We start from the raw sequence: 9,970 nt of genomic DNA, 5'->3' as shown, positions 1-9,970 counted from the left end.
CTCAGAAATTCATATTGGGCGCGGGTCAGGTTGCTGGGGTATGCTTTACTCATGTTACTCTCTCGGTGCTGTCTATTATCTATTCACAGCTTATACTGAGAGAGCTTTTTTACACCCTTTCCGACTTTTCAAACATCCTCTTAATAATTACCAAATGGGTAAAAGTATAAACCTGATTAAAGAATACGGCGATCTCCCCCTAGTGGAGTGCTACGCTGGGTTACTCAATCAGGTATTTATGAACATTTTGACGAATGCTATTGATGCCGTAGAAGAGTCATTAGTCAACAGTCATTTATCATTGATTAAAGAGCAAAAGACAAATGACATAGACACTTCAACAGCTTACCGGAGGGTAGGACAAATTCGTATTCGTACTGAATTCACTGATGATAAGCAAGTAATTATTGGCATTGCTGATAATGGTTCGGGAATTCCAGAGAAGTTAAAAAAGCTATTGTTTGATCCTTTTTTCACCACTAAACCTGTTGGAAAAGGAACCGGATTAGGACTATCCATCAGCTATCAAATTGTTGTGGAAAAACATGGGGGAGAACTGCAATGCATCTCTGCTTCTGGAGAAGGAACTGAATTTATTATTAAAATTCCAGTTCAGGATGAGTGAAACTCTAGTGCGGCGCGGCATAAATAAGACACCATTTGAAATGTCTAAAACCCTTAAAGATTGGCAGCAAAGTTTTTAAAAAAGATATTCTCTATTTTTACTCAGGTGTGCAATTACCCTAGCAAATAAAAACTCCCAACACTATATGTTAGGAGTTACTCTCTTAGCAAGTTTTAAGTATGGAAAAAATTTCGCGTTTCTTTATCTAGTAACTAGATTTTCGATTCGCTGACAACACCTAATTTTTTTTGAATCCGGGTCTTAGCAGCTTTGAATTCGGTAGCCAGTTGCTCAGTTTGCTCAGTGGTCAAGTTGTTGCGAATAGCAGCAAACATTGTGCTTTCTTCTTGACGAATATGGTCGCCAATAGCATCCATCAATTGTTTGACTTTTTCTTTGAATTGGGGTGAAGATGGGCTGATAGCCTTAATTTCTTCTAACGCCTGCTTCGCATGAGCTTGTTCATCAAACAGTTCTTGGGTGTTAGCTTCACCGTAGAAAGGACGTACTTTTGGGTATACAATTTCTTCTTCAGCTTCAGAATGGGCTGTTAAATCCTTGTAAATTTGACCAAAGTATTCTTGGATCTTTTGTGGATCGTTGCTTTGTAGCAGTTCGGTGAACAGGGTATTTACCTTGCCGTGATCGAGGCGAATGACATCTTGGATATTTAGATCGTTTTTGTCGCTAGCTTGGGTAACAGCACTACCTACTACACCACTTACCGCAGCCATAGCATCTTGAACACGCGCCCAAATTCCTTGATCTGCATCTTGTCCAGTGAGTTCACGGACACCGAGAATTTCTAGAATGCCTTTGAGTTGCTCTTGGTGAGCGCGGTTCTCAAAGTTAATGGTATTCAAAGGTGTGATCGCTAGTAAAACGTCAGCACCAACTTTTTGAGCAGCCTTGTGAACTATCAAGCCACTCATTACTAGTTGATGTTTCAGCAATTCATGCTGAGATACTTTTTCATACAGGCTCAACTCAGAACCTTTGAACAATTCACCAGCTTTTTCAATGAATTCTCTAACAGTTTTTTTGGGTTCGGCCTGAATACCATACTGACCAATTACAGTTTCTAGAACGCCCAGGTTTTTTTGATCATCTTTGAGGAAATCCCGAATGCGATCAACAATTTCGGCATCCAGTCCCTCTTTCAAAAGCAGTTGTTCATTTTCGATAACCAACTGTTGTAACGCTTTAATACTTGCCAATTTCACAGCAATAGCATTGCGTTTCGTATCATCTAAAGTAGATACCATTTGTAGTTCTCCCCGGCAAAGTGTTCATAATTCTTAACTTATTTAAGTTTTGCATAGACGTTAGGGGTATTTCATCTTTCTTTTGAGCGATCGCTTCATACCTCTGGGTATAAAAATAAAAGTTTGGCGTTGCAGAATTAAATATAAATTTAAAGCGATCGCTTCAATTCATGGTTATAATCAGAGCAAACTTTTTAGTGTTACATTTAATCTCTAAATCTGTCTTGGAAAGTCTGAGCATAGGTTCCAGACGTTCAGACTTTCCGCAAAATCCAAAATCTATGACTTTTACAGTTGGCGCACTAATGGCTGACCATCTTTGACTTCACCAATTAAAACTAAATCAACACAGTTAACGAAGATACCATTTTCCAAAACGCCAGGAATGTTATTCAATGTCTTTTCTAGGCTGGCTGGATCTTCAATAGAGTCAAATCTGACATCTAAGACAAAATTGCCTTGGTCAGTGATCACTGGCCCAGCTTTTTTTACACCCATGCGGAGTTCTGGTTTGCCACCGAGTTTTTTGATGGCATTGGTAACAGGAGTAATTGCCATTGGAATCACTTCTACAGGCACAGCGAAAGTAGAACCTAAACGGTCTACTAACTTTCCACTATCTACCACGACAATGAACTGTTCTGCCAGGTAATCTACAACTTTTTCGCGGGTATGTGCTGCACCACCGCCTTTAATCAAATTCTTCTGCGGATCGACTTCATCGGCTCCATCAATGGCGATATCGATGTGGTCAATAGCGTCCAAGGTAGCGAGAGGAACACCGTATTGCTTCGCTAGCACCTCTGACTGAAACGATGTGGGTATACCAATGATATCTTTGAGTTCACCAGACTTGAGGCGATCGCCCAAAAACTGAATCGTATATGCTGTAGTTGACCCCGTACCCAACCCCACAATGGAACCGGACTTAACTAGGGCGGCGGCGGCTTTGCCAACTTCTTGCTTCATCAACTTTACGGGATCTGCTGCTGTCATTCCCAAAACTCCTGAAAAACTGACTATAGTCCATAGTAGTGGGCAGATAACGCCAAAAGATAAAAGGCAAAAAACAAGTTTTTGCTGATTTCTACTTCCTTGATTAGGGACTTACAAAAAATAAAACGTTGTAATGTCCGGAACAAAGGAGATGACGAACGTAACAATCTGTATATTAATATACAAAAATAATGAAACAGCCCCAACAAACTGCTCCTACTTTTGAACGACTTTTCACTGAGATTGGCCCGGAAGTAACAAGTACCTTCACAGTGGAGCAATTAGAAGCGATAAAGAAGGGTTTTGCCGCTTGTACTTGGAAACGTCATTCTTTAGATATAAGAGTTTCATTGCCAATTCCGGGATTAAGGTTTTATTTGGTCTTGCTAGGAGGTTTAGAACGTCGCTCTAAAGTGCGTTTACGCTCTGAAAGAGGTTTATATCCTTTTTGGACTCCTGTCAATATATTGTTCGTCATCGGATTTCTAATTATTATATCGGCTTGTGGTTACACTATATTTTCTTTTGCATTGCCTTCACTTACTCCCCTACCTACCTCGTTTTACCCTACTTCAATTCCTTGGATTTACGATAAATCAGAATGTGAACACACTGGTAGAATCTGGAAGGATGGGAAGTGCTGGGATTTTGAACAAAGTCCTAATTTTTAAAATTTATAGCCACACTTTACGTATCAGGAGCAACATTGCCCAGTCTAAATTCGTCAATAGCTGAATAATAGGTTATTAGCAACACTGAATTTTGCTTTGACCTGAGTAATGTAGTTCTTAAAATTCATTTAGCAGCTAAAAGTGGTTATCATAATGCGTCAGCTTTCAATTGCTCTATCTTTAATGGCACTACTACAAAATTTGCCAACAACTGCTCAGGCTCAACTGCCAGAACCTACTTCTGGAGTACCATCTGATTCTATTCAACAAGTAACTGCTGTTAAATGGATGACAAACTTTTCTGATGGCAAGTTTTATCCAGAAAGGTTACTGAGTCGCGCTGAATTAGCGTCGATTATGGTGAAAGCATTTGGGCTGAATAAAAGACAAGCTGTTAGCAAAGAAAATTTAGCTATTCCCGATGTTCCTCGTTCTCATTGGGCATTTAATGATATACAGATAGTCTTAAAAACTGATATCATGAAAGGCTATCGGGGCAATGAATTCTTCCCTAACCAAAAGGTGACAAAGGCTGAAGCTCTGGCTATTTTCGCCCAGGCTTATGGTGTATTTCAGTTTCCCAATGACGCTGTTAATGAAATTCTTGCTGCATATCCAGATGAAAAGTCTATCCCAGCTTGGGCTAGAAAAGCGATCGCCACAGTAGCGACTGAGGGATTTCTTAACACAGATGCTCAAGGCAATATTTCTCCATTAAAACCCGTGACCCGTGGGGATATGGCTTATGTATTGAGTAAATATTTGCAACGACAACAGCAACAACCCGAAACTCCAGAAGTTCCGATTATTCCAAATAGCCCACAATCACCTTAGCTTAAGATTTGTCCTAGATTATAAACCAAGACACTGGATGAAGGATATCCATACAGGTTGTCTCTGTTTGCTCAAATTAATCAAGTGAGCGATCGCATCTTCAAGTAGCTGAAATGCTAACAAACTAATTACAGCCTCGCTGAAGTCGGCCTCGTAAACTCCCCAAAGCTCAAAGTTCTCTAGCATGGCATAGGGCAATCGGTATAAATATGAACACAAGTGCTGCATATAGATTCCTCTCTTGATAATAGAGGTGCAGATGACCACGCCTCATTAAATACTTACCATTTCAATCCAAAAGAAGATTTAGCTCTTTTTGCCATTGCAGTAAGGGTTTTCCCCAAGCTGACTCCCACTTTTGAGCAAAGAGAGATTTGGCATTTTTGCCCATTTCCCATCCGGTTTGAATAGCATCAAGCAAAGTGGGTAATTCTTCAGGATTGAATAGAAGGGTAGACATCATGCTACTAGAAAGCAAAGATACTGCTAGAGGGTAGGGAAACTGTGGCAAGTGAAATGCCTGTAATCCGATCTCGTCAGATGGTAATATACCAAAACCGGTAACAATGTGCCAGATATCATGGGTTTGGCTCAGTCTTGCCTCCACATAACTGGCATCGGAATAAATGGGTATTTCTTCGTACAAGTCTTCGGCTCGAAATCCCTTTGCCTTCATTGCCATACTGTAAAGGTATCCCAAGGAATCCGGTGGATATTGCAACAGAGTGTCCAGATCATGAGGCGGAGCTATGTATCGCTCTTCAATTAATGCTGCTGAACCAGGATCACGCTTTAGGTACTCTACTGCAATGTCAAAGGAAGGTGTTTCCAGCAAAGCAGCAACCATCTCTCCCACTACATCTAGACTTGAATCTCCGGCAAGCATTGCTAGAAAAGGCTGTAATGCAGTAATTTGTTGCATCTGATGGGTTATATCGTTTCCAACTTTAGAACTGGATAATGTCAGTAAATCTTTGTCCATAACAATATCCTCCTGTGGTTAGACTAAAATATGACTATTGCTCACATTTTTAATAATACGAGTAATACTCATGTTTAGTCAAGCAAATTTTTCACAGATTTTTTTAACTTCATGACCACCGATTCATCAAAGCCCAGAGGAATGCGCCGCCAGCCCCGCCAAGCCCGTAGCCAAGAGCGTGTAAATCAAATTTTGGATGTAGCTGAACAACTATTTATTACGGAGGGCTATAACGCTACTAGTACCAATGCGATCGCCGCTAATGCCAAAGTACCTATCGGATCGCTGTACCAATTCTTTCCTGATAAGGCAGCAATTCTTTACGGACTGGCAGTTCGCTACAACCAGCAACTCCATCACTTACTAGTAGAGTTGGATACACCTGAAAGCAAGAGTTTACCTCTCTCTAGATATATGGAGCAGGTAATTGATACGGTTGAGCAATTCTTTGCCGATTATCCAGGTTATCACGCCATCTTTATGCCCTTGCAAAGTTCAATGCCTGGACTAGAAGCGATCGATGCGGCGGCTGATGCCCAACTGATTCAAGATTTGGCGATGTTTATATCGGAGCGTTGTCCAGATTTAGAACCAATCGTCTATGAAGCGATCGCTTTTGTATTGGTAAAAATCATCGGCACTCTTTTGTGGACATCTCTTAGCCAAGAAAAAAAATTCCGTCAACAGCTGGTGACAGAAACAAAAAGATTGACTCTGAGTTACTTGCAAAGTTACTTGTAGCGACCTGCAAGTTTTTAACCCCAATTAATCAGAATTTGCCTGACCGAAGTTAGCGATCGCCACAACAGCCCGACAAATTACCTCATCCACTCTACCCCATAGAGTGCAGATGCTATTAGTTGACCAAACTTTTCCAGAGTAACATCGTCAAACTCCAGCATTATTCCCCAACGCTCATCACTCGTTAGTGGAGAGTCTCTTCACTGCAAATAAAATCACCTTTGACCTGGACTTCTATACTTGTCTCGAATCTGGCGAAGATATAAGGAATTAGACTGTGTTGGTTGCTGCAACACATAATTCCCATAATTAGATTGTGGTGGTTGCGTCGGTTGCTGCAACCCATAATTAGATTGTGGTAGGTAAGTCGGCTGCTGCAAACTATAATTAGATTGTGGTAAGTAATTTGGCTGCTGCAAACCATAATTACCATATCCAGTCGGGTTCGTGGGGGTGACAGCACTTGGACTCTGGCTAGAGTAAGGTGCATTATTAGTTGGTGCGATCGAGGTCACTGGGGGCGTTACTGGTGCTACACTAGGCACGACTTGACCGTTATTTAAATTGCTATAGGGATTTTGCGGTAAGTTGGTACCCGTTGACGTATAACCTGTAGCAGTAGGCGCTATCTGACCGTTATTTAAATTGCTGTAGGGATTTTGTGGCAAGTTCGTACCCGTTGAACTGTAGCCTGTCCCAGCAGTTAACCCAGTATTTGGTAGATAATTCTGACTGGGTAAACTATTAATAGGTGGAATTAGCGTTGCTCCTGGCTCAGAGACTCGGCCTAAAGTATTTGTCTGAGTTGCAGTACCATTGAAACTGGACAATTTCTGGTTGGTCGATTGGTTGAGCGCTGCTTGTAGAGGGCTAATGGAAACAGAATTTCGATTCTTGTTGGTTTGATCAGTAAATCCAATTCCCAAGCTAGAAGATGTTTGTTCCCCAGTTGTTTTTTCAGACTCCGCAGTTAAAGATTTGAAGCCTAGAAACTGGCTACTATTATCAGCTGTCCCACCAGTACGCAATAAATTTTCTGCTTGTACGACAAAGGGATTTTTCATCGTTGGGTTAGGTTCGTTATTAACTATGCCTAAACCAGGATTTAATTTGGTATCATTAACGGACTTTTGTTTGTTAATTACGTCCTCTAGTAAGCCTGGGCTCTTTTTTTCCTTAGAGGTATCTGCTGTTGATGGGACAGTTGCTTGTTGAAAGTCATTAAATAAAACCGGCAAGTTATCAATATCCGCTGCAATAGCTCTGTTTTCTTCGGAAAGGTCGGAATCAGCAGGCTTTTGTGAAGCGACTTGCTTTTTTTGCTTATAAACGAAAATATCTGGGTTTTTCGAGTATTCCCAGGTTACTAGCCCTACCACAGATAAAAAAATTGCAGTTCCCCAAAAACCAGGTCGCCCTAGATTCCATAATCTGGCTTTGAGATAGCGTAAATAGGCGGGAGGATAATGACGATGTGGCATAAGATAAATGATTAAAATTTACTAAAAATCGGTAAAAATTGACGAAAGTTGAAGGCGTTGCTGTTTGATGCTTCTGCCTTCCTCAACAGTAAATATCTCAACTGAAGTTTGAATGGTGATTTTATCCTAACTTCTCCATCAGTTATTAGTCATTACCAATAGATATATAGTAGTCAAAAATTTACTTTTTACCCCTTGGAGTTCTTTGGCAAGACTTTCTAGAAAGTTATGGCAATTTATGCTGAGTTTTTGGCCATTGGTCACATTGGATATCATCATGAGTTGACAGTTGCTCTAAGTTTATGGTTATGGCTGGACAAAAGTTCAACTTTTTTACTTTCTAGTTAGCAAGCTGTGCGTTGCAATGCTTCGATACGCCTCTGAGGGCGCAGTGCTGCACCGGACTAATTAACCAGGAGACTACAGCAATGATGAAAGCTGAAGATATCATGACCAAAGATGTAGTTACCATTCGCGGTTCGGCGACTGTTGCTGAAGCAGTGGGGGTAATGAAGGAAAAAGGATTGCGATCGCTGGTTGTGGATCGTCGCTATGACAATGATGCCTATGGTATTGTCACAGAAACGGATATTGTTTATAAGGTAACAGCCTACGGTAAAGATCCAAAGCAAGTGCGGGTTTATGAAATTATGAGCAAGCCCTGCATTGTGGTAAATCCTGATTTGGGTGTGGAATATGTAGCGCGGTTATTTGCCAACACTGGTATTCATCGAGCGCCTGTGATTCAAGGCAAGCTGTTGGGCATCATTTCGATTACCGATATTTTGACCAAAAGCGACTTTGTAGAAGCGCCAAAAGCGCTACTACTGGAAGAGAGAATTCAAAAAGCAATTGAGCAAGCTCGTGCTATTTGCACCGAACAAGGCGCTTATTCTAAAGTTTGTGCAGCTGCCTGGGATGAGGTAGAAGAACTCCAGGCAGAAGCAGCTCATCAGAAAGCTGAGGGTATGGTATCAGCCAAAGTCTCTTTTGAGGAATACTGTAAGGAAAACCCAGATGCACCGGAATGTCGAAATTATCAACCGTAATTGAGGTGTTGTGATCAAGAGGGTAAAGGGGCATTGGGCATTGGGCATTGGGCATTGGGCATTGGGCATTGGGCATTGGGCATTGGGCATTGGGCAAAACAGTTCCGATTTCCCAGTTTTGAGTGCTGAGTATAGAAATGAGATCCCCACTCAGCGATCCTGAAGGGCATTGGGGCGGGGGGAAGGGTGCAGAGAGGAATTTTCCCCCTGCTCCTCTATTTCCTCAATTTACCTTACTCAGCACTCAGTACTCGGAACTCAGCACTATTCATCGTTTGGCAACTTGCATCAATAAAAATAGACCTATTCCTAAAAAAAGAAAGTTGGGCAACCAAGCCCCCATAAAGGGAGAGAGAACACCTGCTTGCGCGATCGCACCACTAATAAAGAAAATTAAGTAATACGAAAATATAACTATGACACTAATCCCAAAGCTGGTGCCTCTCCCAGTCCGCTGGGGTATGCTTCCCATCACTGCACCTACCAAGCCAAAAACTACACATACAAAAGGTAAGGAGATTTTTTGTTGAATCCGCACTTCCAGTTTACGAATTTTTGGGCGATCGCCACCGAGATTTTCCACTTCTAATTGCTGTAGTGCTTCAGAAATATTCATCTCACCATAGTCCCGGCTTTTTTCTGCCAGACTTAATGGTGTGCGTGGTAGTTGCAGTTGTTGGTGTTCAAATCTGACGATGTTACGATAAGAGCGATCGGCAGCGACAAAATAGATCGTGCCGTTGTAAAAATCCCAAACATTTTGAGAAGGATTCCACTGGGCGGATTCTGATACCAAAATTTGATTCAGACCTTTTGTTGAGCGGTCTATAATTGTCAAACCTTTCATCCGCTTACCATCAAATTGGTCGGCGTAAAACAAGCGTGTCAATATCCTATTCTTAGAACCATCCGGCTGGGTAACATCCTGGTATTCAGGATAGAAAATATTTTGCTGTTTAAAAGCTGGCTTGTCTGATTTGAGCGCTTTCTCCAGAGTCATCGCCGCTTGATAATTTGCGGCTGGTGCAATTTGTTCGTTAAATATAAATGTCATTCCTGTAACCACAAGACTTAACATCACAGCAGTTAGCACCATGCGATAGACACTGACCCCACAACCACGCAGGGCAATTAGTTCGCTGTCGCTAGAAAGACGACTGTAGGTCATCAAAGTAGCCAGCAGCGTAGACATGGGGAAGGCTAAAACAATAAAGTTGGGAAATTTTAATAAAAAAACTTGAATAGCAATGTCTATGGGTAGCCCAGATTCTACGATTTTTCTGACGAGATCAAATACAGCATCAATGGTAACGCCAAGTGATGAAA

Annotated in this window: 11 protein-coding genes; 5 read left to right on the top strand and 6 right to left on the bottom strand. The window is 41.5% G+C overall.

Annotation, left to right across the window (positions count from 1 at the left end; genetic code table 11):
* A partial coding sequence (locus ACEW80_RS03610) for a sensor histidine kinase (RefSeq protein ID WP_373525280.1) occupies nucleotides 1-625 on the top strand: 625 nt, incomplete at its 5' end.
* A 212-nt stretch (nucleotides 626-837) separates the two neighbouring features.
* Here the strand turns inward: ACEW80_RS03610 and ACEW80_RS03605 are convergent.
* Nucleotides 838-1,890, bottom strand: a complete 1,053-nt coding sequence (locus ACEW80_RS03605) for a hemerythrin domain-containing protein (RefSeq protein WP_373525279.1) — start codon at nucleotides 1,888-1,890, stop codon at nucleotides 838-840.
* 288 nt (nucleotides 1,891-2,178) lie between these two features.
* On the bottom strand, nucleotides 2,179-2,886 hold the full coding sequence (gene rpiA, locus ACEW80_RS03600) for a ribose-5-phosphate isomerase RpiA (RefSeq protein ID WP_373525278.1): 708 nt from the start codon (nucleotides 2,884-2,886) through the stop codon (nucleotides 2,179-2,181).
* Nucleotides 2,887-3,077: 191 nt separating this feature from the next.
* On the opposite strand from rpiA, the gene ACEW80_RS03595 reads away from it, so the two are divergent.
* Nucleotides 3,078-3,557 (top strand): hypothetical protein, encoded by a 480-nt coding sequence (locus tag ACEW80_RS03595; RefSeq protein WP_373525277.1) that lies wholly within the window; start codon nucleotides 3,078-3,080, stop codon nucleotides 3,555-3,557.
* A 153-nt stretch (nucleotides 3,558-3,710) separates the two neighbouring features.
* The gene (locus ACEW80_RS03590) at nucleotides 3,711-4,391 is read left to right on the top strand and encodes an S-layer homology domain-containing protein (protein WP_373525276.1); all 681 of its coding nucleotides are present in this window, start codon (nucleotides 3,711-3,713) and stop codon (nucleotides 4,389-4,391) included.
* An 18-nt stretch (nucleotides 4,392-4,409) separates the two neighbouring features.
* Here ACEW80_RS03590 and ACEW80_RS03585 read toward each other — a convergent pair whose 3' ends face one another.
* Both ACEW80_RS03585 and ACEW80_RS03580 read right to left on the bottom strand, forming a co-directional pair.
* The gene (locus ACEW80_RS03585; RefSeq protein ID WP_373525275.1) at nucleotides 4,410-4,619 is read right to left on the bottom strand and encodes a hypothetical protein; all 210 of its coding nucleotides are present in this window, start codon (nucleotides 4,617-4,619) and stop codon (nucleotides 4,410-4,412) included.
* Between the two features lie 61 nt (nucleotides 4,620-4,680).
* Nucleotides 4,681-5,373: a Coq4 family protein gene (locus tag ACEW80_RS03580; protein WP_373525274.1), complete on the bottom strand. Its 693-nt coding sequence runs from the start codon at nucleotides 5,371-5,373 to the stop codon at nucleotides 4,681-4,683.
* Between the two features lie 111 nt (nucleotides 5,374-5,484).
* Between ACEW80_RS03580 and ACEW80_RS03575 the strand changes: the two genes are divergently transcribed.
* Nucleotides 5,485-6,114, top strand: a complete 630-nt coding sequence (locus ACEW80_RS03575) for a TetR/AcrR family transcriptional regulator (RefSeq protein ID WP_373525273.1) — start codon at nucleotides 5,485-5,487, stop codon at nucleotides 6,112-6,114.
* Between the two features lie 215 nt (nucleotides 6,115-6,329).
* Here ACEW80_RS03575 and ACEW80_RS03570 read toward each other — a convergent pair whose 3' ends face one another.
* Nucleotides 6,330-7,595, bottom strand: coding sequence for a hypothetical protein (locus ACEW80_RS03570; RefSeq protein WP_373525272.1), 1,266 nt, complete (start codon nucleotides 7,593-7,595; stop codon nucleotides 6,330-6,332).
* A 428-nt stretch (nucleotides 7,596-8,023) separates the two neighbouring features.
* Here ACEW80_RS03570 and ACEW80_RS03565 point away from each other — a divergent pair, with 428 nt between their 5' ends.
* Nucleotides 8,024-8,644: a CP12 domain-containing protein gene (locus ACEW80_RS03565; protein WP_373525271.1), complete on the top strand. Its 621-nt coding sequence runs from the start codon at nucleotides 8,024-8,026 to the stop codon at nucleotides 8,642-8,644.
* Between the two features lie 268 nt (nucleotides 8,645-8,912).
* Here ACEW80_RS03565 and ACEW80_RS03560 read toward each other — a convergent pair.
* The coding region (locus ACEW80_RS03560) for an LptF/LptG family permease (protein WP_373525270.1) at nucleotides 8,913-9,970 on the bottom strand (1,058 nt) is incomplete at its 5' end.

This window comes from Nostoc sp., assembly GCF_041747015.1.
Lineage (GTDB): Bacteria > Cyanobacteriota > Cyanobacteriia > Cyanobacteriales > Nostocaceae > Nostoc.
Note: the sequence above shows the minus strand (reverse complement) of the source record. Positions and strands in the feature narration are given on the sequence as shown.